Here is a 23,031-nt window from a genome sequence, read left to right as displayed (position 1 = left end):
TCCCGCAAGCTTCCTTTTCAGTCCTGAACCCGCTCCGAATGTCCCTCGAACCAGAGACGCCACTCTCCGGTCTCGGGGTCGACGAAGTCGAAGCGCTGCTCGATCCGGTCATCGCCCACCGGCTTCCAGCGCCCCTTATACTTCGAGGTGAAGGGCTGGCCGAAGGCAGAGACCGTGCCCTTGAGGCTCATGGCGCCTTCCCGGTCGAGGCCGCCGGACATCAGGACGGAGAAGGCTTCTCCGACCCAGGTCTGGTGCCAGGACTGGTCCGCGTGGTCGTAGTGGCTGATGCTCCGCCCGGTTGCGCCGGTGGCCGAGGTCCAGCGCTGCTCGATGGCGCAGCCGTTCTCGATGACGGCGATCTCGCTCCGGCCTGCGAGCTGGTCACCTGCGTAGATGTCCCAGGTCCCGACCCAGAAATCGAACTGCCGGTAGACCTCCGCTGCGCATGGCGAGGCGGAGGATAGGAGGAGTGCGGAGAGAAACATGCCCATGCCGCCTTCTCCTGAAGGGAGGGCAGGGAGGCTAGGGGCGCTGCGACCAACGCCCCTGAGGAAGCGACGAACCCGCCGCTTAGTGCATCTGCACTTTCTCGCCGAGGAGGCCGCGGTTGAGGAGGAGCTCGGCAATCTGCACGGTGTTCAGCGCCGCGCCTTTCCTCAGATTGTCCGAGACGACCCAGAGGTTGAGGCCGTTCTCCACCGTCGAGTCCTCGCGGATGCGGCTGATGAAGGTGGCGAAGTCACCGACGCACTCGACCGGCGTGACGTAGCCGCCATCCTCGCGCTTATCGACCACGAGACAGCCCGGCGACTCCCGCAGGATCTTGCGAGCCTCGGTGGCGCTCAGCGGTTTCTCGAACTCGATGTTCACAGCTTCTGAGTGACCGACGAACACAGGGACGCGGACTGCAGTGGCGGTCAGCTTGATGTTCTTGTCGAGGATCTTCTTGGTCTCCGCGACCATCTTGAATTCTTCCTTGGTCGAACCATCGTCGAGGAAGACGTCGATGTGCGGGATCACGTTGAACGCGATCTGCTTGGTAAATTGCTCCGGGGTCGCGTCATCCCCGACGAAGATGCCCTTCGTCTGGCGGAAGAGCTCATCGGCCGCGTCCTTGCCTGCTCCGGATACGGATTGATAGGTCGCAACAACGACACGTTTGATGGTCGCCGCGTCGTGCAGCGGCTTCAGCGCGACGAGGAGCTGCGCAGTGGAGCAGTTGGGGTTCGCGACGATGTTCCGCTTGCTGAAGCCTTCGATGGCATCAGGGTTCACCTCGGGGATGACCAGCGGAACGTCCGGGTCCAGACGGAAGGCGGAGGAGTTGTCGATGACGATGCAGCCCTTGGCCGCGATCTTCGGCGCCCATTCCTTGGCCGTGTCACCACCAGCGGCGAGGATCGCGATGGTCGCTCCGCCAAAGTCGTATTGCTCGATGTCCTTGCAGGTCAGCGTACGGTCGCCATAGCTGACCTCGCGGCCAACGGAACGGCGCGAGGCGAGGGCGACAACGTCGTCGGCGGGGAAGAGGCGCTCTGCCAGAATTGAGAGCACTTCCTGGCCGACCATTCCGGTGGCTCCGACAACGGCGACTGTGATCGGCATGGGGCGCTCCTTCTCAAGTGAACTGCGAAGAGCGCTTCTGTGCGCTGCAGCATTCGCCGTCAATTAGGGTCCAGACCCATAAATGTCACGGGTTCGGCGTCCGGTCCCTCGCCCGCTCGGCTAGAAGCTGAGAAGCCGGAATGGTTCGCCCTTTCGGCTTCTCAGCGCCGACGTCCGACGGGCGAGGGTCGGACGTCCGAAGGATCGGGCGGTCTGGCGCTCCGTCGTCGTCGCTGAGCCTTGAAGGGGCAAACCATTCCGGCGGCCCAGCTCCTAGCCAGCGCGCCAGACCACCTCGACCAAACCCGTGAGATTTATGGGTCTGGACCCTTAGAAGCGCTGCAGGCCCTTTCAGGCTTCCTCGTCCTCAAGCTCCGCAGGTGGGCGGGCATCGAAGGCGCCGGTCAGGTGGATAAGGTCATCGAGGACGGTGTCCGCCACGATATCGCCCCGCGGCCAGATCTCGTCTTCGCTCCGCACATAGTCCCTGCGCCAGAGGGCGAGCTTGTAGGCGCAGTCCTCGATCCTGTTCGCAGGCACCGAAGCGGCGGCGTCGAGGATCCTGCTCTGCACGCCGAGAAGCGCAATCCGTTTCTGGTGGCCATCGAGGCTGTCGCTCTCGGCCGCCATCAGGTCTGCGACCCGCTGGTAGAGGCTGAGCATTTCCTTGTGCGCGGGATAATCGTGGCTGCCTGCCAGGAACGTCGCGACGATGTCGTCGAGCCGCTGGAGGAGGGCTAGCGAGATGCAGTCAGGAGCGGCCGGTGCTGGCGGCTCTGCGAGGTCTGCGGAATTGTCCGCAACCAGCGCGAGCTTGGTCGTCGTCAACGACATATCGGTCGGTCTCTCTCAGTCTATCTCGTCCGCCCCCGAAACGATGTTCAAGGCGTGCAGGCAGGTGGTGAATAAATCACGTCACGCAATCAGGTGACATTTGTGACTAGTGAAGCATTGGGGAGAGGCCGGAATTGATGTAGGTTAAGAGATGACGAGCATGGAACTAAATTGAGGCAAGGGAACGTGCCTGAAATCCTAGAATTCGCCGAGAACGCGGCTGACTGTCGTCATTCCAGAGACTTAGGTCGGCTGGCCGTCGATACGTTGAAGGCGCTCGGCATCCCGATGATGAGCTATCATCACATGCCTCCGCCAGGCGCCTTCGACCATTCGCCCTTCGTTTCGGTGATGGCGAGCGGCTTCCCGGAGGCTTGGGTCGAACGCTATAAAGATCGGCAATATTACCGGGTCGATCCCATTCCGCGCGAAGCCATGTCGGCCTTCCGCCCCTTTGTCTGGTCAAAGGCTGCGGAACGGGCCGATCTCTCCGAAGACGAACTCGACTATCTCGAAGAGCTGCACCACGCGCATCTGGGCGAAGGGATCGCGATCCCTGTCTTCGGCCCCCACGGTCGCAACGGCTATGTCGGCCTCGGCAGCGGGCAGGAGGAATGGCCCTTCAGCCACGCCGAGACGACGCGCTTCCATTACATCAGCCAAGCGGCGCATCTCAGATATTGCGAGCTCCTGTCTGAAGCCCTGCCGCGTCATGTCTCCCTCTCCGACCGGGAGGAAGAGATCCTCGGATGGATCGCGCAGGGCAAGTCGAACGCTGTCATGGCCGACATCCTCAGCCTCAGCCCCAACACGGTCGACACCTACGTGAGGCGGATCTTCCGGAAGCTGATGGTCGGCGACCGGGTGACCGCAGCACTGAGGGGACTGGCGCTGGGCCTGATCAGCTAGTCGCCCCAAAACCATGGAAACGTCGAAAGGCCTCAATTTCACGGGTCGAAATGCTCTGCGACCTCGTGTAGGCACATGGTTAAGGAAGGCGGTCTAGGCCGCGTAGGGTGCATCAGCCAATCAGGCGGGACTTAGGAGTTCAGCAATGGAAGAAGAGGTCGTCGCGGGTAACGCGATCGGCACCGAATTCGGTGCGATTGCAATGTTCATGCAGGCCGACCCGGTGGTCAAAGGGGTGATGATCTCGCTCGCGCTGGCCAGTGTCTGGACGTGGGCCATCATCGTGGACAAGTCGCTTACCTTCTCGCGTCTGCGGGGCAAGGCGAAGCGCTTCGAGGAGCAGTTCTATTCGGGCCGCCCGCTCGATGATCTCTACCGCCGCCTCAAGGATCGCCTCGATCACCCGATGGCCAGGGTCTTCGTTGCCGGCATGGATGAGTTCGCGAAGAACGCGCCCTCCTCGGGCTTCGCTCCCTCCGCCGTCCAGCGCGCCGAGCGCCGGATGATGGCCGAGGCCACCCGCGAAATCGAACGCGCTTCGAGCCAGCTTCCGGTCCTTGCGACCGTTGGTTCTGTCGCTCCCTTCGTGGGCCTCTTCGGCACCGTCTGGGGCATCATGAACTCGTTCCAGGGCATCGCGCAGACCGGTGACGCCAACCTTGCCGTCGTTGCTCCGGGTATCGCGGAAGCGCTTTTCGCGACGGCCATCGGCCTCGTTGCCGCTATCCCCGCTGTTGTCGCCTACAACCGCTACACGGCTGCGCTGAACAGCTATGTCAGCCGGGTCGAGGGCTTCACGGGCGAGTTCACCGCCATCCTCTCCCGCCAGGCTGACGGGGGCCGCTAACGATGGCGGGCGGACTTCTCCCCGGCGGAGGCGGCTCGAAGCTGGGCGGCCTGCGCAAGTCGGCGCCGATGTCCGAGATCAACGTCACGCCGCTGGTCGACGTGATGCTGGTGCTTCTCATCATCTTCATGGTCGCGGCGCCGCTGCTGACCGTCGGTATCGAAGTCGAACTTCCTGAGACCGAGGCCGAAGCCCTGACCGAGGAGATCGAGCCGATCACCGTTTCGGTCACGGTCGATGGCACGATCTACGTCCAGGAAACCGAGATCGCCTACGAAGACCTCGCAGCGCACCTGACCGCCATTGCGCGGGCTGGGTACGACCAGACGATCTACGTCCGGGCCGACCGCAGGGTGCTCTACGATGACGTCGCCAAGGTCATGGGCCGGATCAAGGCAGCAGGCTTCAACGACATCGGTCTCGTGAACGACAACCTCTAAGGGCAGGGCCTCGCGGTGCGCTATGCGCTCTTCATATCGGCGCTTCTCCACCTCGGCATCATGGCCGCGGGGTTTATCGCTGCGCCTTTCATGACCGTCCCGGCGGTCGTGGACAGCCAGCGCATCCCGATCGAGCTCCTGACCGAAGCCGAGTTCGCGGACCGCACCTCCGTCATGGCTGACCGCGTCTCCGAGGAGATCGCGGACACCAATCCTTCCGACGATATCGAAGTCTCGAGCCTGCCCGATCCGATCCCGACCCCTCAATTCGAGGAGCCGACGATTGAGGAGACGCCCGAGCCCGTCGAGCAGCCCAAGCCCGAAGAGCCGAAGCCTGAGCCCAAGGACCCTCCGAAGAAGGAAGAGGACAAGCCGAAGTCCGAGGAAGACGACTTCTTCTCCGGCCTCGACGATGCCCTTGTGGACCTTGAGGAAGAGGATGAACGCAAGGCGCCTTCTGAGGTGGTGGACCCTGAGGGCCTGAGCGATCAGGAAGCCATCGGCCTTGGCGATACGCTCACGGCAGCTGAGGAAGACCTCGTCCGCGAGCAGATGGCCCGCCGCTGCTTCGACCAGCCTCAGGGCGTGCCGAATGCCGAGAAGCTCATCGTCCGTGTCCGCTTCAGCCTCGACCGCGAGGGTTACCTCATCGGTCAGCCGGAAGTGCTGAACGCGACATCGATCGCCCTGTCCGGCAACAGCTGGTGGCGGACGACCCGCGACCGCGCGGTGCAGGCTGTCATCACCTGCCAGCCCTACGACTACCTGCCAGCAGAGCGCTATTACGTGTGGTCAGAGATGACTCTCAACTTCTCGCCACGCGGCGTGATGTGACGTTCCGGCGAAACGTTCTGGATGAACGCTTTCGATGGTTTTCACGTGGTGCGGGTCGCGCTACGAGTCCCCCAGTTTTCTAGTGAGGTTCCCTCTGCCGATGCTGCGCCAAGTCTTTCTCGCGATCGTCCTGACCTTCCTGCCTGCTGTCTCGCTGGCACAGGTGGAGATCGACATCACCCGTGGCCGGTCCGATCCGATGCCGATCGCCATCCCCGATTATCTGAGCGCGGAAGAACCGGAGCTCGCTGGCGACATCGCCAAGGTGATTCGGAACGACCTTTCGACGTCCGGTCTTCTCGACCCGATCGACCAACAGGCGTTCATCGAGAAGCTCACCAACATCAACGTGACGCCGCGCTTTGCGGACTGGCGCGTGATCGGGGCTAGGGTCCTCCTGGCAGGTGAGGTGCTCGATCTCGGTGACGGCCGTGTACAGATCAACACGCGCCTCTGGGACGTTGTCGGCAACCAGCAGGTCGCCTCGGTCGCCTACAAGACGCCGAAAGAGAACTGGCGCCGCGCCGCGCACAAGGTCTCGGACTTCGTCTACACCCAGCTGACGGGTGAGAGCGGCTATTTCGACAGCCGCATCGTCTACGTCGCGGAGACCGGTCCGAAGGAGCGCCGCGATAAGCGCCTCGTCATCATGGATCAGGACGGCGCCAACCCGCAGGTCCTGACCGAGGGTCTTTCTTACGACGTCCTGACGCCGCGGTTCTCGCCGGACGAGCAGGAGATCACGTACCTCGCCTTCTTCGAAGACCGCCCGGCCAAGGTCTATGTCTTCAACATCGAGACCGGCAGCCAGCGTGAGGTTGGCGAGTTCCCGGGAATGACCTTCGCCCCGCGGTTCACTCCCGGCGGTGATGAGCTGCTCATCTCCTTCGCCCTCAACGGCAACTCTGACGTGGCCTACCTCAACCCGGTCTCGGGCAGGCTCCGTCGCCTGACCAACAACCCGGCCATCGACGTCTCGCCTTCCATGTCGCCTGACGGCAGCCGGATTGCCTTCGCGTCTGACCGTGGCGGCAGCCAGCAGATCTACGTCATGGACGCAGATGGAGCCCGTCAGCAGCGGATCACCTTCGGCGAGGGCACCTACGGTACGCCGGTCTGGTCGCCTCGCGGAGATCTGATCGCCTTTACCCGTCAGCATCGGGGCCGCTTCTATATCGGCGTCGTGGCACCTGATGGATCGGGTGAACGTCTTCTCACAGAGGCTTATCTTGTTGAGGGCCCGACATGGTCACCGAATGGCCGTGTTCTCGCCTTCCATCGCGAGGAATATCCTGGTGCGCCAGTCCGCCTTTGGGCAATTGACCTTACAGGTCAGAACCTTAGGCGCCTCCCGACGCGCACTGAGGCGTCAGATCCGGCGTGGTCACCGCGTCTCAATTAATGGTTAACATTTTCGCCGGAGTGTCGTTGATTAGCCCGGCGCGAAAGAGTAGCGTGATCGAAAATTAACCATTTGGGCCGAGAGAGTCCGGGATTTGGGCATCTGTACTCTCAGTCCAAACTGCGTTTAGTTTTTTACAGGCTTGGGGGCAGTCTCCGGGCCAATGAAAAGAGCGGGGCGGGGGTCGTCCCAAAGTTTAGGCAAGCGGAGCTATAGCCATGAAATTCAATCGTCTCGGGACCACCGGCCTCGTTGCCTCGATGGCCCTTCTCGCAGCATGTGCGACCACTGACGAAGACGTCGTCGAAGTCATCGAAACCGAACCGGAAATCGTTGAGCCGGTGATGTCCGAGCTTGATCGCGCCAAAATGGAGCTTGAGCAGAACGTCGGTAACCGCGTCTTCTTCGGCTACGACGCTTACAACCTGACCGCCGACGCACAGACCGTCCTGCGCCGTCAGGCCTCGTTCCTCACCATGCCGGAAAACATGGACATCCGTGTCCGCGTTGCTGGTAACTGCGACGAGCGCGGCACCCGCGAATACAACCTCGCTCTCGGCGAGCGTCGTGCTGAAGCTGCGAAGGCCTACCTCGTGAGCCTCGGCGTTGCACCGACCCGTATCTCCACCGTGTCCTACGGCAAAGAGCGTCCGCTTGATCCGGCATCGAACCCGCAAGCATGGGCCAAGAACCGGAACGCGACGACGACCATCGTCGAGACCGACATGGACATGATGTAAGCAGCTTGGGCTCTGCCTCAGCGGAGCCCGCTGTTTTCGGAATTCGGGAAAAGGCTCGCTTCGGCGGGCCTTTTTCTTTTTCGGGGACGGGTGCTTCGCGCGCTTTTTTCGTTGCGAGCTGACGCTCGCGATGGATCCTGGATCACGTCCAGGATGACGAAAACTGAGAGGCGGTCTCTCCACCCGTCATCCTGGACTCGATCCAGGATCCATCCTGAGCGTCAGCGAGGTAGAAAAAGTAAGAGCGCGCAGCGCTCAGCCGGCTCGCTGAATCTCGGCCAGTGCGAACAATCGCAACGCCGAAGCCAGGTTCTGCTCTGGGTCGCGCCGCCGGTCGATACCGGCAATGAGGCTCGCCAAGGACTGCCCCCGGGCTTCTGCGGCACCGTCGATCACGTCCCAGAACGCCTGCTCCAGCGCGACAGAGGTCCTGTGCCCGGAGAGGGACACCGACCGCTTTACGAATTGCGCAGGGTTTGCCGAGGTCACCGTGGCTTCGGCCAGCCGTCGAGACCCTTGTCCCTGATGGCTGTCGAGGCCGCTTCCATGCCGTCCAGGACGCCTGCGAGATGGGCCAGCGCTTCGCTGTCCGCCTCTGCCGGGTCGATGCCGAGGGCGCGGTAGAGATCGCCCACGTCGATCTCCTCGCCATAGAGAAGGCGCGCGACGGCGATGCGGACGCGGGCAGCGTTCTTCATCTCGGCCATGTGCCTCTTCTCCAGACTAGAGGACGCGCGAAATCGCTCCCCCGGCTCCTGTGCCGCAAGTTTCGTGCCGCGACCTACCATTCCACAAGCTCGAGCTGGCGGAAGCTCACTTCCTGGCCCCGCCCGATGATCAGGTGGTCGTGGACCACGAGCTCCACGGCCTTGGCAGCATCTACGATCTTCTGGGTCATCACGATGTCCGCCCGGGACGGGGTCGGATCGCCCGAAGGGTGGTTATGGACGAGGATGATCGCCCCGGCATTGAGGGTCAGGGCCCGCTTGATCACCTCACGGACATAGACTGGGGTGTGGTTGATGGTGCCGGTCTGCTGCTTTTCATCGGCGATCAGGGCGTTCTTGTTGTTGAGGAACAGGATCCTGAACTGCTCCACCTGCTCATAGGCGCAGGCCGAGCGGCAATAGGCGACGAGGTCGTCCCAGCTGGTCAGCACGACCCGGTCGCGCACGTTCGCTGAGGTGAGCTTTAGCGCCGAAGCGCGGACCACCGCGAACTCGGCCAGAGCGCGTGCGCCCACCTTGAGGGGCGGCTTGCCTTCGACGGGCACGACCACATCGGCCAGCTGATCGGGCGGCGCATTGATAACGTCAGCAAAGGTGCCGAAGGTCTGGAGCAGCACCTTAGCCAGCGGCTTCACATCGCGACGGGGGATGGCGTTGAAGAGCAGGAGCTCGAGCAGCTCATACTCCTGAACAGCGTCCGCACCGCCTGCCATGAAGCGTTTGCGCAGGCGTTCGCGGTGACCCTTGGCGAGGTCCTTCGCCGTCGCTGTGACGCTCATCAGGCAGCGGAGTAGGGCGGGCGGTCGAGGCCTTTCGGGCTCTTGGTGAAGACTTCGAAGCCGTCGGCGGTGACGCCGATCGAATGCTCGAACTGCGCCGAGAGCGACTTGTCCTTGGTCACCGCAGTCCAGCCGTCACGCATCATGCGGGCGTCGGGACGGCCTGCATTGATCATCGGCTCGATGGTGAAGAACATGCCTTCCTGAAGCGTGATGTCCGGGGCCCAGTGGACCATGCCGTCGCGGTCCTTGAACTTCTCATAATGGACGACGTTCGGCGGCGAGTGGAAGACCCGGCCAAGGCCATGCCCGCAGAAATCTCGCACGACGGAGAACCCTTCGCCCTCGGCAAAGGTCTGGATAGCCCGGCCAATGTCGCGGAGGTTCGAGCCCGGCTTCACCGTCTCGATCCCCTTCCAGAGGGACTCGAAGGTGACGTCGACGAGGCGCTTGGCTTTCACCTTCGGCTCGCCGGCGAAGAACATACGGCTGGTGTCGCCGTGCCAGCCATCGACAATCACGGTCACGTCGATATTGGCGATGTCGCCGTCCTTCAGCGCCTTGGCTGATGGCATACCGTGGCAGATGACGTGGTTGGTCGAGATGCAGAGCGCGTGGCGGTAGCCCCGATAGCCGATCGTCGCGGAAGTCGCGCCGTGGTCCATGATGAACTCATAGGCCAGATCATCGAGCTTCTGGGTCGCAACGCCCGGCGCCACATGCTCGGTCAGCATGTCGAGGCATTGGGCAGCAAGGCCGCCTGCCTTGCGCATGCCTTCAAAGCCTTCCGGCCCGTGCAGGGTGAAGCCGTTGCGGCGCTGGTCGAGTGCTTCCTGATCCATCCCAAGGCCTTAGGCCAAGCCGCCGCAGAACCCAAGCCCGGGCTCTGCGGTGCACAATTGCTCTGTCTGGGAGCCTAGGCCTGCGTCACGGCCTCCGTGATTTCGCCGACAAAAGCGTCGATGTCGCCCGGCTGGCGGGAGGTGATGATGTTGCCGTCACGGACAACTTCCTGATCCACCACGGTGGCGCCAGCGTTCCTGAGGTCGGTGCGGATGCTCTCCCAGCTCGTCATCGTCCGGCCCTTGGCAATGCCGGTCTCCGCGAGAAGCCAAGGTGCGTGACAGATAGCGGCCACCGGTTTGCCCTGCTGGTTGAAGCGCTGGATCAGGTCGAGCGCTTCCTTGTTGGAGCGCAGATTGTCGGGATTGATCTGGCCACCCGGCAGGACGATTGCGTCATAGTCGTCAGCGTTCGCCTGACTGATCGGCATGTCAGCCGAGACTGTTTCGCCCCAGTCGCCCTGGTCCCAGCCGCGAATGCTCTCGCCGTCAGGGCTTGCCACGTGAACGGCAGCGCCTCGGCTTGAGAGCTGGCTCTTCGGACCGGTCAGCTCGGATTGTTCGAAGCCATCGCTCGCGACGATCAGGATTTTGGCATCTTCGATCTTGGTCATGACTGCTCCTGTTTGAAACTCAGAAGAGCGAAGGCGCGAATGGAGGGAGAAGTTCGCAACGTGCGACGTTCGCTCACCAGGCTGTCAGGACTGCACCTCGGAGGTGTCAGGAAGGTTCCCGTGCGCTAACTCGCTCAGAAGTTATGAAGGAACACCCGATGCTCAAGACGATGCTGAAGGCGACGCTCGCAGGCGCGCTTCTCCTCTCCACCGCTTCCGCCCAGCGCGACATGTCCTCCGTGGAGATCAGGGCAGAAGCCGTGACCGACGGGATCTACGTGCTCTACGGCGCAGGCGGGAACATGGGCCTCTTCACGGGGACCGACGCGATCTTCCTGGTCGATGACCAGTTCGCGCCCCTGACGCCGAAGATCCTCGCCAAGGTGAAGGAGCTGACGGGTGCGGCACCGCACTTCGTTCTGAATACGCACTATCATGGCGACCACACCGGCGGGAACGAGAACCTCGGCAAGGCGGGCGCTGTGATCTTCAGCCACGACAATGTCCGCAAGCGGGTGATCCAGGACAATGAAAAGCCTGAAAACGCGCCTGTCGTGACCTTCCCGGATAGCCAGACCTTCCACATCAACGGCGATACTGTGCGTGCCTATCACGTTCATAATGCGCACACGGATGGCGACAGCTTCGTCTACTGGGAGATGGCCAACGTCATCCACACCGGCGACCTCATGTTCGAGAAGTCGATGGGCAGCTTCCCCTTCATCGATCTCAAGGGTGGGGGCTCCGTGAACGGAGCGATCAAGGCGATGGATCGCATGATCGACATTGCCGACCGCCGGACGAAAGTGATCCCGGGCCACGGACAGGTGACCGATCGCGCTGGCCTCATCGCCTATCGCGGCATGCTGGTCGACGTCCGGAACAAGGTGCAGTCGATGATGCAGGACGGCATGTCCCGCAAGCAGATCGTCGAAGCCCGCCCGGCACGCTCCTACGCGCGCGGCCGCGAGAACGGCTTCATCAAGGAAGACCAGTTCGTCAACACGGTCATCGACAGCCTCTCGGCTGAGTAAGCCTTGGCGCAGGAAAAGTCCTCCGCAGACAAACGGACGGAACTCGCAGAGGACCGGACCGATTGGGCGGAGGACCGCACCATGCTGGCGGCAGAGCGGACCTTTGCCGCCTGGGCCAGGACGGCCATGGCAGCATCCGTTCTTGGCCTCGGTTTCAACGCGCTGGTCAGGACGTTTGAACCCCAATGGGTGGCCAAGGCCGGAGCGAGCCTGTTCCTCCTGATCGCCATCGGCATCCTGCAGGTCTCCTGGCGGCAGGCCTGCGCAATGCTCGACCGGTTGACCAGCCATGCAGCAGAGCACATGCCGCCTCGACACTTCCGGGTGATCGGGCATGCGCTGTCAGTTGGATGTGCACTGATTATCGTCATGCTGTGGCTCATCCACTGATAGGAGAAATCGATGCGAACCGCGCTTGCCAGTCTTGCCCTCTGCCTCGCTGCTTGCGGGGAGGGGCCTGCGGACAGTTCCGGCGCCAAGCCGCTTCCAAGCTTTGCGGAAGCGACCGAGATCCCTCTCGCAGGACGCGGTGAGGGCGAGCGCGACTTCCTCCTCTCGCAAGCGCCTGACGGCCGGGGATGGGTCTTCACCCGCATGGGCCCCGACAACGCGCTCCAGCTCTTGACGGTGAAGGATCCTTTTTCGGGAGAAGAGCCCAAGCCGCTGTTCCCAGGTGTCAGGGGCGATGCCGACGCGGTCTTCGATCCGGCGGGCGGCACGCTCCTCTTCATGTCGACAGGGCGGCACGGTGATCCTGAGAGGGATGATTATGATTTCTACGAAGCGACCTGGGAAAAGGGTCGTGCCTATGGCGAGCGTCCGCTCGAAGGGCTGAATACGGAGCATTCGGAGATCTACCTCACCGCCTCGCAGGACGGGCCGATGGTGTTCGCATCCTCCCGTCCCGGCGGCGTTGGCGGAAACGATCTCTACGAAGCTGTGCCCTCGCAAGACGGGTACGACATCCGGGCACTTGATGAGCTGAACAGCCCGGCGTCGGATTCCAATCCTTTTATCTTCCCGAGCGGAGAGGCGATGATCTTCTTCTCCGCGAAGCCTGGCGGCTTCGGAGGACCAGACCTCTACGTGACCCGGCGCGGCGATGATGGGGTGTGGGGCGAGCCCGTGAACCTTGGCGAAAAGGTCAATACGTCGGGTCCTGACTATGCCCCCAGCCTGTCGGTAGACGGACGAACGCTGCTGTTCGCGCGAGGTCCGTCGATCTTCGCGATTGACGTAGCGGCGGTGGAGGCCCTTTCGGGGTTTTGAGCGCTACGCGCACTCTTTTTCTGAGATGGATCCTGGATCAGGTCCAGGATGACGATAATTGTGAGGCCACCTATCCACCCGTCATCCTGGACTTGATCCAGGATCCATCAAAAACAAAAAAGCCCGCCTCCTCCCGGAAGCGGGCCTTTCATCAGTAAACCAACCAAGCCTTAAGCCTTGGCGAGGTTTTCCTCGGCGAAGTCCCAGTTGACGAGATTGTCGAGGAAGCTGTTCATGTAGGTCGGACGCGCGTTCTGGTAGTCGAGGTAGTAGGCATGCTCCCAGACATCCATGGTCAGGAGAGGCGTGACGCCTTCTTCCGTAAGCGGCGTTTCTGCATTCAGGGTCTTGCGAACCTCGAGCTTGCCGCCTTTCGAGACGAGCCATGCCCAGCCGGAGCCGAACTGCGTTGCGCCTGCGTCGGTGAACTCTTTCTTGAAGGCGTCGTAGGAACCGAAGCTCTCCTTGATGGCCGCGCCGATCTTGGAGTCAGCTGCAGGCTCACCGCCGCCGTTCGGCTTCATGGAGTTCCAGTAGAAGGTGTGGTTCCAGACCTGGGCCGCGTTGTTGAAGAGGCCCTGGTTCGAGCCCGACGACGCTTTGACGATGTCTTCGAGGTCGGCATTCGCGTGGTCGGTGCCTTCGATGGCCGCGTTCATCTTGTCCACGTAAGCCTGATGGTGCTTGCCATAGTGGAAGTCGAGCGTGTCCTGGCTGATGTGCGGGGCGAGCGCGTCACGCTCGTAAGGAAGGGGGGGCAGGGTGTGCGCCATGGGGCTCTCCTCGGCTGATGTTCGGATAAGGAACTAACCACTTCGGAGGCGAGGTCAACGGGACCGCTGCGCGCATTGCCTCCGGGGCGAAGCTCCTTTGCTGCGATTTGTCCTCGGTCTTCTGCCGATGAGGCCCACCTTGGTTGCGAAGCCGCGACACTGGCGGCAGCAAAGGAGGCCAAAGATGGCACGCTTTGACGGCAAGACTTTCCTCGTAACCGGCGGCTCCAGCGGCATTGGCCGCGCCACCGCGAAACGGCTGGCCAGCGAGGGCGCGACCCTCTTCGTGACCGGCACCAATGAAGACCGCCTCGCAGAAGTCCGCGACGAGATCCCGGGCGTCACCGCCTTCGTCAACGACGCCGGCAACCCGGCGGCGGCGCAGGAGCTGGCCCAGAAGGTCGGCAAGGTGGACGGCGTCTTCCTCAACGCAGGCTTCGGCAAGTTCGTGCCCCACAATGAAGTGACCGCTGAGGCCTTCGCCGAGCAGATGGACGTCAACGTCCGCGGCCCGATGCTGCAGATGGCGGCGCTCTCCTCGAACATCAACGATGGCGGCTCGGCGCTCATCAACACCTCCGTGGTCCAGCACATGGGCATGGAAGGCGGCAGCCTCTACGGCCCGTCCAAGAACGCCGTGCGCGGCTATGTCCGCGTGCTGGCGAAGGAGCTGGCCGGAAGGGGCATCCGTGCCAACGGTATCTCGCCGGGCCCGATCGACTCGAACTTCTTCAACCGCACCGGCATCCCCGACGACCAGGCGGCCCAGATGGCCGAAGGCATCAAGTCGCAAGTCGCCCTAGGCCGCTTCGGTTCGCCCGAAGAGATTGCAGGCGTTGCCGCGTTCCTCTTCTCGGACGACGCCAGCTACGTCACCGGCGCCGACTACACCGTCGATGGCGGCATGACGATGCATTGACGTATCTCACGCGCCTTCGCGCGGGATGGCTGGGACTGAGGCGCAACGGAGCCGTTTGCGCCTCCCTCTCCCACCGGGAGAGGGACCGAGGGTGAGGGCTTCGGAGCCGGTTCGCGTAGCGGATCAAAACCTCCGGGGGAGGACTTGAAGGCGATGAAGGCCTCGGCAGTGGCAGGAGCGCTGCGCGCGCATTCTTTTCCAGATGGGTCCCGGATCGAGTCCGGGATGACGATAACTGAGAGGTGCGCTCTCCACCCGTCATCCCGGACTTGATCCAGGATCCATCCGAAAAAAGACAAACACCCAAGGCCATGCTAAACCCTGGGGCATGGGCACCATCATCCTCCGCATCGCAGCAGGCATCATTGCCGTCCTTGGCCTCGTGGTCATCGCGTTTCTCGCGATGGCGCCGCCCTACTTCGACAACAAGATGAACCCGGTCGTTCCGCATGCGCCCTATCAGGTGTCGGAGGAGGCGCAGGCGCTTCACGCGACGATCCCGGTGGCGGACCTCCACGCCGACACGATGCTTTGGAACAGGGACATCCTGAAGCGCAACGAGCGTGGCCATGTCGACCTCCCCCGTTTGCGCGAAGGCGGCGTGTTCCTCCAGGTATTCACCGCCGTGACCAAGACCCCGAGTGGCCAGAACTATGAAGAGAACGATGCGTCCACGGACGATATCAGGACCCTCGCCATGGTCCAGCGCTGGCCAAGGCGGACATGGGACAGCCGGACGGAAAGGGCGATCTATCAGGCGCAGAAGCTGGCGGCTTTTGCGGGGAAAGATCCCGGCGTCATCGTAGTGAGGAGTTGGAGCGACTTAGCTGCGCACTCTGACTATGAGGGTTGGCGACGACAGGTCGATCACCCATCGGATGAGGAATTCGCGGAGGAGGTAAAGCGCCTCTATCAGATGACTGAAGAGGAATACGACGCCTACGCCGAAGCTAACATGAAGGGTCCTGATTTTATCCAGTGGCCGAATTGCCGAGACGGGATTTGCGGCTCCAACTCAGGCTATCTTCACCGAGGACAGGCGATTCATAAGGTTCCCCACCTTGCCTTTATCCTCGGCACCGAAGGATCCCACGCCCTCGACGGTGATCTCGCCAACATCGACCGGCTGTTCGACGTCGGCTACCGGGTCATGGGGCTGCACCATTTCTTCGACAACAAGCTCGGCGGCTCTCTGCACGGAACGTCTGGGGACGGACTGTCGGACTTCGGTCGCGCAGCCGTGGAGCGGATGCGTGAGAAGGAGATCATCATCGACGTCGCCCACTCGTCCGAACAGACCGTGCGCGATGCGCTTGCGATGGGCGCAGGGCCCTTCATCGTAAGCCACACGGGCTTCGACGGCCACTGCTCGAGCCCCCGCAACATCTCCGACGGTCTGATGGCTGATATTGCCGAGGATGGCGGCCTGATCGGTGTCGGCTTCTGGGAGGACGTGACCTGCGACGCCTCTCCCGCCGGGATTGCCGATGCAATCCTCTACGGCGCGAACAAGTTCGGTGTGGACCACATCGCTCTGGGTTCGGACTATGATGGCACGGTGACGGTGGAGCTCGACGCGAGCGAGCTGGCAGCGATCACGCAGGCCCTCATGGACGCCGGGATGCCCGACGATGACATCCGCAAGGTCATGGGCGGAAACACGGTGCGGTTCTTCCTGGAGAATTTGCCCGCGGAGTGACGCTCTCCCGGAAGCCCAAAGGGCTATCCGGGACCCATGGACCATCAGCTTCTGCGGTCCCGCCACTCGACATCCCTGGCCATGGATCCCGGATCAGCCTTCGGCTTTCCGGGAATCCGAACGAGCCAACAGCGACCACCCTTCACCTTGCGCCAACTTCCGCATGTAACCAAAAGGCGGCGTAGCCCGAAGGGACGGCCATGCTCCGCTTTCTTTTCGCACTTGCCGCATTCCTGACCGCTGCCCACGCCCAGACCGGCGAGGCGGTGCGGACTGGACATGCCGAGAGCCGCCTCATCGCCGAGACGACCGCTGCTGTGCCCGGTGAGACCCTGTGGGTCGCGCTGGCGCAGGAGCTGGAGGAAGGCTGGCACGTCTACTGGAAGAACCCCGGCGATAGCGGCCTGCCGCTGTCCCTTGGCTGGACCTTGCCCGAGGGTTGGGAGGCCGGGGAGATCGGCTACCCGATCCCACACCGCCTCCCGCTCGGGCCGCTGACCAATTTCGGCCATGAGGGCAGTCCGACCTTTCTTGTGCCGATCACGGTGCCTGAAGGGTTCGCGACGGGGGAAAGCGTCACCCTCGACGTCTTCGCCGAATGGCTGATCTGCCTCGATGTCTGCATTCCGGAGAGCGCCAACCTCTCGCTCACGATCCCCGTAGCGGAGACGGCCCAGCCAGTGCCCGGCAATGCCGAGCGCATCCGCGCGGCCAAGAGCGCAGCGCCTAAGGATCTCGGCCTCGAAGCCCGCTTCGCGGACACAGACGGCTCAATCACCTTACGCATCGAAGGCGCTCCGGCTGGCGAGCCGGTCTTCTACCCCAATGAAGGCGGCATGGTGGAGCCCTCGGCGCCCCAGAGCACTGCCCGCCAGGACGGCGCGCTCTTCATCGGCCTGACCCCGGGCATCGACTATCAGATTGACCCGCCGGAGAACCTCGACGGCCTCCTCGTACTCGAGATGGACGGCCAGGAGATCGGCGTCGAGATCACCGCGCCCCGCGCTGTCGGCCCCATCATCACCACCGAGCAGAAGCGCGCGCTGGCAGCAGGCGCACCCGCGCGCCGCGCCGCGGACAGCATGGAGGGGACGCCGCCCATGGCGCTCCTCATGATCTTCGGCTTCGCGATCCTCGGCGGCGTGATCCTCAACGCTATGCCCTGTGTCTTCCCGATCGTGTTCCTCAAGGCCTCATCCGTCGCCAAGCTTGGCGGTGCGGACAGGGCGACGATCCGCATGGATGCCTTCGCCTATACCGCAGGGGTGCTCGTCACCTTCGCAGCCATGGCCGCGCTGCTTCTTGCTCTGAGGGCAGGGGGCGCGACGCTCGGCTGGGGCTTCCACCTGCAGTCGCCCATCGCGGTCGGGTTCTTCGCCGTGGTGGTGTTCCTCATCGGCCTTAACCTCGCAGGGCTCTTCGAAATCGGCACCTCGCTCCAGGGCGCTGGCGGAGAGCTCTCCCAGAAGAAAGGCCCGGCGGGCTCGTTCTTCACGGGGCTTCTCGCGGTGCTCGTGGCCGCGCCCTGCATCGGTCCGTTACTCGGCCTGCCGATCGGCTATGCGCTTGCCGCGCCGCCAGCAGCGGCCATCGCGGTCTTCCTTGCGCTGGGGCTCGGCCTCGCGCTTCCCTATCTCCTCCTCGCCGTCTTCCCGCAGCTGGCGCAGGCGCTGCCCAAGCCCGGCATGTGGATGGTGAGGCTCAAGCAGCTCTTCTCGTTCGCCATGTTCGGCACGGTCGTCTGGCTCGCATGGGTCGTCAGCCTGCAGGCAGGGCCGCAGGGCGTCCTTTATCTAGGCATCGCCTTCGTGGCCGCAGCGGTGGCCGCATGGCTCTTCGGCCTCTCGCAGGAAAAGGGCGGAGCGCTGCCTCTCAAGGTCGCAGCCATCCTCGCCTTCGTCATCGCCTTCGCGCCGCTGACCCAGCTGACCACCAGCGCATCCGCCACGGCTGTCGCTGTGAACAAGGAAGCCTATGACGAGGCCCGCCTTGCGCGCCTCCAGGCCGAAGGCACCCCGGTCTTCATCGACTTCACCGCCGCATGGTGCGTGACCTGCCAGTACAATAAGCGTGTGGTGCTCGACACGCCGGAGATGAAGCAGCTGTTCGCTGAGACAGGCACCATCTTCATGGTGGCGGATCTCACCAATCCGGACCCAGTCATTACCAATGCGATAGAGAGGCAGGGCAGGAGCGGCGTTCCGCTCTATCTCTACTATAATGGTATGGGCGATCCCGAGATCCTGCCGCAAATCCTGACCGCGGATCGCATGAGAGAAACGCTGGAGCGCTCCTGATGATCACCACCCTTGTCAGCCTCTTGGCCCTCGCCGCGCCGATCCCCGGCCAGGCGGCGCCGACCTTCACCGAGGTGTCTGCCCAGAACGGCGAGATCAGTCTCGAGCAGTTCGAAGGCAAGACCGTGGTCCTCGAGTGGACCAATGACGGCTGCCCCTTCGTGAAGAAGCACTACAACGCGAACAACATGCAGCAGCTCCAGAAGCGGGCCGCCGCCGAGGAGATCGTCTGGATCCAGGTCATTTCCTCCGCACCCGGCAAGCAGGGCCACGCTGATGCCGCTCGTGCGACGCATCTGAACGAGGACCGCGGCGCCAAGCCTGCCTATGTGCTCCTCGATGAGGACGGCTCCATGGGCCGGGCCTATGCCGCGAAGACCACGCCGCATATGTTCGTCATCGATGGCGAGGGTATGGTCCGCTACAATGGCGCGATCGACACGATCCCTTCGTCGAACCCTGATGATATCCCGAACGCTCAGAATTACGTCTCCGCTGCGCTTTCGCAGATGAAGGACGGCGGCGAGGTGGTCACGAAGGTTTCGAAGCCTTATGGCTGCTCGGTAAAATACGCCGACAGCTAAGACCCCGAAGGAGCCTCCCGTGACCGACCCCACCAAACTCGATGCGTGGGGGGCTCTCTCACAGCTCGCCAGGACCGACGGCCAGAAGCACCTCCGTGATCTGTTCGCTGAGGATGAGGGCCGGTTCGAGCGGTTCTCCTATGAAGCGGCGGGGCTGTTCCTTGATGCTTCCAAGACGCGGGTGACACCTGCGGTCACTGACGCGCTCCTCGCCCTCGCCGAGCAGGCAGGGGTCGAGAAGAAGCGCCGGGGCATGTTCTCCGGTGAGGCGATCAACGGCACCGAGGGCCGCGCGGTCCTCCACGTGGCCCTCCGCGATAACCGGACCGGCAAATATTCCGTGGACGGCGAGGATATCCTCCCCGGTATCCTCGACGTTCGTGAGCGGATGAAGGCCTTCACCGACGCCGTGACCTCTGGCGAGCGAAAAGGCGCGACCGGCAAGCCGCTCACCACCGTCGTCAATATCGGCATTGGCGGCTCCGACCTTGGCCCCGTCATGGTGACCGAGGCGCTGCGGCCCTATCACCTCGAAGGCCGCGAGGTGCACTACGTCTCCAACGTCGACGGCACACACCTTTCGGAGGTCCTGCGGCAGGTCGATCCGGAGACGACGCTTTTCTGCATCGCCTCGAAGACCTTCACGACACAGGAAACCATGACCAACGCCCAGTCCGCGCGGGACTGGTTCCTGAAGTCAGGCCGCAGCGAGGCGGACATCGCGAAGCACTTCGTGGCGCTCTCTACCAACCATCAAGCTACGTCAGAGTTTGGCATCGATAGCGACAACGTCTTCGGCTTCTGGGACTGGGTCGGCGGGCGCTACTCCCTGTGGTCTGCCATTGGCCTGCCGATCGCGCTGACCGTCGGCTGGGACGCTTTTGAAGACCTCCTCTCCGGCGCCCACGCCATGGACCGCCACTTTGAGGAAGCGCCAGCCGCCGAGAACCTGCCCATGATGATGGGCCTCATCGGCCTCTGGCACCGGACCTTCCTCGATATGCCGGCGGTCGCCTGCCTTCCCTATGACCAGTCGCTCCTCAGGCTCCCCGCCTATCTTCAGCAGGCGGACATGGAATCGAACGGCAAGGGCCGCAGGACGGACGGCTCGAAGGTCGACTACGAGACCGGACCCATCGTCTTCGGTGAGCCGGGCACCAATGGTCAGCATGCGTTCTACCAGCTTATCCACCAGGGCACGACGGAGATGCTGTGCGAGTTCATCGCGCCTGCGGTCTCCCACAATCCGCTCGGCGACCATCACGAGAAGCTCCTCGCCAACTTCCTCGCTCAGCCCGAAGCCCTCATGGTCGGCGTGACCGAGGAAGAGGCCTTTTCGCAGCTAAAGGAGCAGGGTGAGTCGGACGAAGAAGCCAACCGGCTCAAGGGCCACAAGGCCTTCCCCGGCAACCGACCCTCCATCTCGATCCTGATGCAGAAGCTGACGCCCGAGACTCTCGGTGCGCTGATTGCCCTCTACGAGCACAAGATTTTCGTCCAGGGCGCGGTCTGGGGCGTGAACTCCTACGACCAGTTCGGCGTCGAGCTTGGCAAGGTCCTCGCCAAGCCGATCCTCGCTGAGCTGAAAGGCGAGGCGGATGCGGACCACGACCGCTCGACCTCCGGCCTGATCGCGCGGATCCGGAGCTTGCGCGCAGGGGTCTGACCCGGAAGGGGCAGAACCTATCGCCCGGCGCGCCTTGCCCCGTCATGCCGCGCCCGCTAACTCCCCCGCTTCTTGGAGGGAACGAAGATGGTTCAGGACACGCGCCCCGTCGCGATCATCATGGGGTCGACCAGCGACTGGCCGACCATGTGCTGCGCGGCTGAGATCTTGGATGAGCTTGGCGTCGGCCACGAGGACCTGATCGTCTCCGCCCACCGGACGCCTGACCGGCTCGTCGATTTCGCCAAGACGGCAGAGGCCAAGGGCTATTCCGTCATTATCGCTGGGGCAGGGGGCGCGGCCCACCTTCCCGGCATGGTCGCGTCGATGACCCACCTTCCTGTGCTCGGCGTTCCTGTTCAGTCGAAGGCGCTGTCCGGCATGGATAGCCTCCTTTCGATCGCCCAGATGCCCGGCGGTGTGCCCGTCGGCACGCTGGCGATTGGTGAGGCTGGTGCGAAGAATGCGGGCATTATGGCGGCCTCGATCCTCTCCCTCAACGACAAGGGCCTTGCAGATCGTCTCAAGGCGTGGCGGCAGAAGCAGACCGACGCGGTAGTGGAAGCTCCGCCTGCGGATCAGGAGACCCGCTGATGCTGGAGCCGGGAAGTACCATCGGCATTCTCGGCGTCGGCCAGCTCGGCCGGATGCTGGCCTCTGCCGCTGCGAAGCTTGGCTTCAAGACCGCCGTCTACGGACCATCAGCAGAGACTTCGCCCGCTGGACAGGTCGCTGGCCGCTGCTTCACCGGCGAGTATGAAGACGAGGACGCAGTGCGGGCCTTTGCCGAGCACTGCGATGCCGTCACTTATGAATTCGAGAACGTCCCCGCCGCGACCGCCGCTGCGGTGACGGACACCGGGACCACCCTTGCTCCTAATGCGAAGGCGCTGGCAGCGAGCCAGGAGCGCCTGCGGGAGAAAGACCTCTTCCGTTCCCTGAACATCGGCACGGTGCCTTACTGGGCCATCGAGAACGAAGCGGACCTGTCGGCCGCGCTCCCCGAAGCCGGCCGCTCGATCCTCAAGACCCGCCGGTTCGGTTATGACGGCAAGGGGCAGGAGCGCCTCAATGGCGACGAAGACGCTGGCAAGGTCCTGTCAGAGCTTGGTGGTGGCCCGTGGATCCTCGAAGGCATGGCCTCCTTCGACCGGGAGCTCAGCCAAGTCGCTGCCCGCTCGGCGAAGGGCGAGATTGCCTTCTTTGACCTCTGCGAAAATCAGCACAAGGACGGCATCCTCGCACGGAGCGTCATCCCCGCTGAGGTCTCAGCCGAGGTGGCAAGCCAGGCCCGCGAGGCGGTGCGGCTGGTTCTTGAGCATCTCGATTATGTGGGCGTGCTGACCGTTGAGTTCTTCGACGTCGGTGGTGAGCTGCTCGCCAACGAGATGGCTCCGCGGGTCCACAATTCAGGGCACCACACGCTTGAGGCTTGCTCCGTCAGCCAGTTCGAGCAGCAGATCCGCGCAGTGGCAGGCTGGCCCCTCCGCGATCCCGAGACCGTGCGACCGATGGAGATGCTCAATCTCGTGGGTGCTGAGGCCGACGAATGGGCAGCGCTCGCCGCTGATCCGAACGTCGACCTGACCCTCTACGGCAAGGGTGAAGCACGGCCCGGCCGCAAGATGGGCCACGCCGTCAGGCCTTGGCGCAAGGGCTGATCAGTAGCGGCGGAACGGCGCTGTGATGATCCCGAGGATCAGCGAAATCACGCCCCAGAGGCCAGCAAAGCCTGCGAGCGCATAGCCGCCACCGACCATCGTGGTGGGTACGGCGGGCTTGTAAGTCTCGCGGGTGCTGTCGAACACTTCCTGGTCGAAGTTGCGCGCGAGGAAGATCGGGCGCTGCCATTCGCCCGCATCCTGAAGAGCCATCAGCTGCTGGCGACGGCGTTCGTAGGTCGCGATGTCGTCGGCACGGCCACGGCATGACATGGCACCGGCAGGGCGCTCGTCGGCGAGGCAGTAGTCCAAAGCCTCCTGCCGCGACATGTCCGAGTTGGCCGCATCCTCATCGAAACGCTCGACGACCCGGATCAGCTCATCAACCCGTCCGGTCAAGTTCTGCATATATTGCTGCGTGAATTCAGGTGCTTGGCTCGCGCCAACCGCACCCAAAAGACCGAAAATGAAAGCAATGATGCGGCTCATTCAGACCACCCTGACCATATCCCTGCGCTATCTTAAGCATTGGAAAGGCGCACATTCAACGAA

The 23,031-nt window shown here is 63.2% G+C and carries 26 protein-coding genes; 16 read left to right on the top strand and 10 right to left on the bottom strand.

The features are described 5' to 3' along the window. Positions 1-17: 17 nt before the first annotated feature. The 3 genes from HK107_RS11445 to HK107_RS11435 form a co-directional block, all read right to left on the bottom strand. Positions 18-494, bottom strand: coding sequence for a DUF1579 family protein (locus HK107_RS11445; RefSeq protein WP_173199875.1), 477 nt, complete (start codon positions 492-494; stop codon positions 18-20). A gap of 79 nt (positions 495-573) precedes the next feature. Beyond that, a complete protein-coding gene (locus HK107_RS11440) occupies positions 574-1,608 on the bottom strand; it encodes an aspartate-semialdehyde dehydrogenase (RefSeq protein WP_173199872.1) in 1,035 nt (344 codons plus the stop codon). A 351-nt stretch (positions 1,609-1,959) separates the two neighbouring features. Continuing rightward, positions 1,960-2,442, bottom strand: a complete 483-nt coding sequence (locus tag HK107_RS11435) for a hypothetical protein (RefSeq protein WP_173199870.1) — start codon at positions 2,440-2,442, stop codon at positions 1,960-1,962. 186 nt (positions 2,443-2,628) lie between these two features. Here HK107_RS11435 and HK107_RS11430 point away from each other — a divergent pair, with 186 nt between their 5' ends. From HK107_RS11430 to pal, 6 genes are all read left to right on the top strand, one after another. Next, positions 2,629-3,351, top strand: coding sequence for an autoinducer binding domain-containing protein (locus tag HK107_RS11430; protein WP_173199868.1), 723 nt, complete (start codon positions 2,629-2,631; stop codon positions 3,349-3,351). 145 nt (positions 3,352-3,496) lie between these two features. After that, positions 3,497-4,198: a protein TolQ gene (gene tolQ, locus HK107_RS11425; RefSeq protein ID WP_173199866.1), complete on the top strand. Its 702-nt coding sequence runs from the start codon at positions 3,497-3,499 to the stop codon at positions 4,196-4,198. Positions 4,199-4,200: 2 nt separating this feature from the next. After that, positions 4,201-4,638: a protein TolR gene (tolR, locus tag HK107_RS11420; RefSeq protein WP_173199864.1), complete on the top strand. Its 438-nt coding sequence runs from the start codon at positions 4,201-4,203 to the stop codon at positions 4,636-4,638. A gap of 15 nt (positions 4,639-4,653) precedes the next feature. Then, positions 4,654-5,472 carry a hypothetical protein gene (locus HK107_RS11415; RefSeq protein WP_173199862.1) on the top strand — a complete coding sequence of 273 codons (819 nt, stop codon included), beginning with the start codon at positions 4,654-4,656 and terminating at the stop codon, positions 5,470-5,472. Between the two features lie 100 nt (positions 5,473-5,572). After that, complete coding sequence (gene tolB, locus HK107_RS11410) at positions 5,573-6,874, top strand: Tol-Pal system beta propeller repeat protein TolB (protein ID WP_173199860.1); 1,302 nt, start codon at positions 5,573-5,575, stop codon at positions 6,872-6,874. A gap of 218 nt (positions 6,875-7,092) precedes the next feature. Then, the gene (gene pal / locus HK107_RS11405; RefSeq protein WP_173199858.1) at positions 7,093-7,614 is read left to right on the top strand and encodes a peptidoglycan-associated lipoprotein Pal; all 522 of its coding nucleotides are present in this window, start codon (positions 7,093-7,095) and stop codon (positions 7,612-7,614) included. 255 nt (positions 7,615-7,869) lie between these two features. Here pal and HK107_RS11400 read toward each other — a convergent pair whose 3' ends face one another. The 5 genes from HK107_RS11400 to HK107_RS11380 all read right to left on the bottom strand — a co-directional run bounded on the left by HK107_RS11400 (position 7,870) and on the right by HK107_RS11380 (position 10,577). Next, on the bottom strand, positions 7,870-8,103 hold the full coding sequence (locus HK107_RS11400) for a ribbon-helix-helix domain-containing protein (protein WP_173199856.1): 234 nt from the start codon (positions 8,101-8,103) through the stop codon (positions 7,870-7,872). Then, entirely contained in the window at positions 8,100-8,321 is a 222-nt protein-coding gene (locus HK107_RS11395) for a hypothetical protein (protein ID WP_173199854.1), read from the bottom strand. The genes HK107_RS11400 and HK107_RS11395 overlap by 4 nt, the downstream gene beginning before the upstream one ends. 74 nt (positions 8,322-8,395) lie before the next feature. Further along, a complete protein-coding gene (gene radC / locus HK107_RS11390) occupies positions 8,396-9,121 on the bottom strand; it encodes a RadC family protein (protein ID WP_173199852.1) in 726 nt (241 codons plus the stop codon). Beyond that, positions 9,121-9,963, bottom strand: a complete 843-nt coding sequence (map, locus tag HK107_RS11385; protein ID WP_173199850.1) for a type I methionyl aminopeptidase — start codon at positions 9,961-9,963, stop codon at positions 9,121-9,123. Before map ends, radC begins: the two co-directional genes overlap by 1 nt. Positions 9,964-10,037: 74 nt before the next feature. Then, positions 10,038-10,577: a type 1 glutamine amidotransferase domain-containing protein gene (locus tag HK107_RS11380; protein ID WP_173199848.1), complete on the bottom strand. Its 540-nt coding sequence runs from the start codon at positions 10,575-10,577 to the stop codon at positions 10,038-10,040. Between the two features lie 158 nt (positions 10,578-10,735). Here HK107_RS11380 and HK107_RS11375 point away from each other — a divergent pair, with 158 nt between their 5' ends. Genes HK107_RS11375 through HK107_RS11365 form a run of 3 tightly spaced genes read left to right on the top strand, consistent with a single transcriptional unit; the run spans position 10,736 to position 12,880 of the window. After that, complete coding sequence (locus HK107_RS11375; protein WP_173199846.1) at positions 10,736-11,611, top strand: MBL fold metallo-hydrolase; 876 nt, start codon at positions 10,736-10,738, stop codon at positions 11,609-11,611. Between the two features lie 3 nt (positions 11,612-11,614). Next, positions 11,615-12,001: a DUF202 domain-containing protein gene (locus HK107_RS11370; RefSeq protein ID WP_173199844.1), complete on the top strand. Its 387-nt coding sequence runs from the start codon at positions 11,615-11,617 to the stop codon at positions 11,999-12,001. 12 nt (positions 12,002-12,013) lie between these two features. Further along, positions 12,014-12,880 carry a TolB-like translocation protein gene (locus HK107_RS11365; RefSeq protein ID WP_173199842.1) on the top strand — a complete coding sequence of 289 codons (867 nt, stop codon included), beginning with the start codon at positions 12,014-12,016 and terminating at the stop codon, positions 12,878-12,880. 170 nt (positions 12,881-13,050) lie between these two features. Here the strand turns inward: HK107_RS11365 and HK107_RS11360 are convergent, their stop codons facing one another. Next, positions 13,051-13,653 carry a superoxide dismutase gene (locus HK107_RS11360; protein WP_173199840.1) on the bottom strand — a complete coding sequence of 201 codons (603 nt, stop codon included), beginning with the start codon at positions 13,651-13,653 and terminating at the stop codon, positions 13,051-13,053. A 184-nt stretch (positions 13,654-13,837) separates the two neighbouring features. Between HK107_RS11360 and HK107_RS11355 the strand changes: the two genes are divergently transcribed. From HK107_RS11355 to HK107_RS11325, 7 genes are all read left to right on the top strand, one after another. After that, positions 13,838-14,572, top strand: a complete 735-nt coding sequence (locus HK107_RS11355; RefSeq protein WP_173199838.1) for an SDR family oxidoreductase — start codon at positions 13,838-13,840, stop codon at positions 14,570-14,572. Between the two features lie 328 nt (positions 14,573-14,900). After that, positions 14,901-16,271: a dipeptidase gene (locus HK107_RS11350; protein WP_198912396.1), complete on the top strand. Its 1,371-nt coding sequence runs from the start codon at positions 14,901-14,903 to the stop codon at positions 16,269-16,271. Between the two features lie 200 nt (positions 16,272-16,471). Then, on the top strand, positions 16,472-18,568 hold the full coding sequence (locus HK107_RS11345; RefSeq protein WP_173199836.1) for a protein-disulfide reductase DsbD family protein: 2,097 nt from the start codon (positions 16,472-16,474) through the stop codon (positions 18,566-18,568). Then, the gene (locus HK107_RS11340) at positions 18,568-19,152 is read left to right on the top strand and encodes a redoxin domain-containing protein (protein ID WP_173199834.1); all 585 of its coding nucleotides are present in this window, start codon (positions 18,568-18,570) and stop codon (positions 19,150-19,152) included. The genes HK107_RS11345 and HK107_RS11340 overlap by 1 nt, the downstream gene beginning before the upstream one ends. A 19-nt stretch (positions 19,153-19,171) precedes the next feature. Continuing rightward, positions 19,172-20,818: a glucose-6-phosphate isomerase gene (pgi, locus tag HK107_RS11335; RefSeq protein ID WP_173199832.1), complete on the top strand. Its 1,647-nt coding sequence runs from the start codon at positions 19,172-19,174 to the stop codon at positions 20,816-20,818. Positions 20,819-20,905: 87 nt separating this feature from the next. Continuing rightward, entirely contained in the window at positions 20,906-21,412 is a 507-nt protein-coding gene (purE, locus tag HK107_RS11330; RefSeq protein ID WP_173199830.1) for a 5-(carboxyamino)imidazole ribonucleotide mutase, read from the top strand. After that, a complete protein-coding gene (locus HK107_RS11325) occupies positions 21,412-22,479 on the top strand; it encodes a 5-(carboxyamino)imidazole ribonucleotide synthase (RefSeq protein ID WP_173199828.1) in 1,068 nt (355 codons plus the stop codon). Before purE ends, HK107_RS11325 begins: the two co-directional genes overlap by 1 nt. On the opposite strand, the gene HK107_RS11320 is transcribed toward HK107_RS11325, so the two are convergent. Next, the gene (locus HK107_RS11320; RefSeq protein ID WP_173199826.1) at positions 22,480-22,968 is read right to left on the bottom strand and encodes a DUF2937 family protein; all 489 of its coding nucleotides are present in this window, start codon (positions 22,966-22,968) and stop codon (positions 22,480-22,482) included. Positions 22,969-23,031: the final 63 nt, after the last annotated feature.

The organism is Parvularcula mediterranea, from assembly GCF_013085255.1.
GTDB lineage: Bacteria > Pseudomonadota > Alphaproteobacteria > Caulobacterales > Parvularculaceae > Parvularcula > Parvularcula mediterranea.
The sequence above is the reverse complement of the archived record's forward strand: the minus strand, read 5'-3'. Positions and strand labels throughout refer to the sequence as shown.

Bases quoted from the DNA above. Each gene is read 5' to 3' on its own strand.
- HK107_RS11445 (WP_173199875.1), bottom strand. From the start codon at position 494: ATGGGCATGTTTCTCTCCGCACTCCTCCTATCCTCCGCCTCGCCATGC.
- HK107_RS11440 (WP_173199872.1), bottom strand. From the start codon at position 1,608: ATGCCGATCACAGTCGCCGTTGTCGGAGCCACCGGAATGGTCGGCCAG.
- HK107_RS11435 (WP_173199870.1), bottom strand. From the start codon at position 2,442: ATGTCGTTGACGACGACCAAGCTCGCGCTGGTTGCGGACAATTCCGCA.
- tolQ (WP_173199866.1), top strand. From the start codon at position 3,497: ATGGAAGAAGAGGTCGTCGCGGGTAACGCGATCGGCACCGAATTCGGT.
- tolR (WP_173199864.1), top strand. From the start codon at position 4,201: ATGGCGGGCGGACTTCTCCCCGGCGGAGGCGGCTCGAAGCTGGGCGGC.
- tolB (WP_173199860.1), top strand. From the start codon at position 5,573: ATGCTGCGCCAAGTCTTTCTCGCGATCGTCCTGACCTTCCTGCCTGCT.
- pal (WP_173199858.1), top strand. From the start codon at position 7,093: ATGAAATTCAATCGTCTCGGGACCACCGGCCTCGTTGCCTCGATGGCC.
- HK107_RS11395 (WP_173199854.1), bottom strand. From the start codon at position 8,321: ATGGCCGAGATGAAGAACGCTGCCCGCGTCCGCATCGCCGTCGCGCGC.
- radC (WP_173199852.1), bottom strand. From the start codon at position 9,121: ATGAGCGTCACAGCGACGGCGAAGGACCTCGCCAAGGGTCACCGCGAA.
- map (WP_173199850.1), bottom strand. From the start codon at position 9,963: ATGGATCAGGAAGCACTCGACCAGCGCCGCAACGGCTTCACCCTGCAC.
- HK107_RS11380 (WP_173199848.1), bottom strand. From the start codon at position 10,577: ATGACCAAGATCGAAGATGCCAAAATCCTGATCGTCGCGAGCGATGGC.
- HK107_RS11375 (WP_173199846.1), top strand. From the start codon at position 10,736: ATGCTCAAGACGATGCTGAAGGCGACGCTCGCAGGCGCGCTTCTCCTC.
- HK107_RS11365 (WP_173199842.1), top strand. From the start codon at position 12,014: ATGCGAACCGCGCTTGCCAGTCTTGCCCTCTGCCTCGCTGCTTGCGGG.
- HK107_RS11360 (WP_173199840.1), bottom strand. From the start codon at position 13,653: ATGGCGCACACCCTGCCCCCCCTTCCTTACGAGCGTGACGCGCTCGCC.
- HK107_RS11355 (WP_173199838.1), top strand. From the start codon at position 13,838: ATGGCACGCTTTGACGGCAAGACTTTCCTCGTAACCGGCGGCTCCAGC.
- HK107_RS11350 (WP_198912396.1), top strand. From the start codon at position 14,901: ATGGGCACCATCATCCTCCGCATCGCAGCAGGCATCATTGCCGTCCTT.
- HK107_RS11345 (WP_173199836.1), top strand. From the start codon at position 16,472: ATGCTCCGCTTTCTTTTCGCACTTGCCGCATTCCTGACCGCTGCCCAC.
- HK107_RS11340 (WP_173199834.1), top strand. From the start codon at position 18,568: ATGATCACCACCCTTGTCAGCCTCTTGGCCCTCGCCGCGCCGATCCCC.
- purE (WP_173199830.1), top strand. From the start codon at position 20,906: ATGGTTCAGGACACGCGCCCCGTCGCGATCATCATGGGGTCGACCAGC.
- HK107_RS11325 (WP_173199828.1), top strand. From the start codon at position 21,412: ATGCTGGAGCCGGGAAGTACCATCGGCATTCTCGGCGTCGGCCAGCTC.
- HK107_RS11320 (WP_173199826.1), bottom strand. From the start codon at position 22,968: ATGAGCCGCATCATTGCTTTCATTTTCGGTCTTTTGGGTGCGGTTGGC.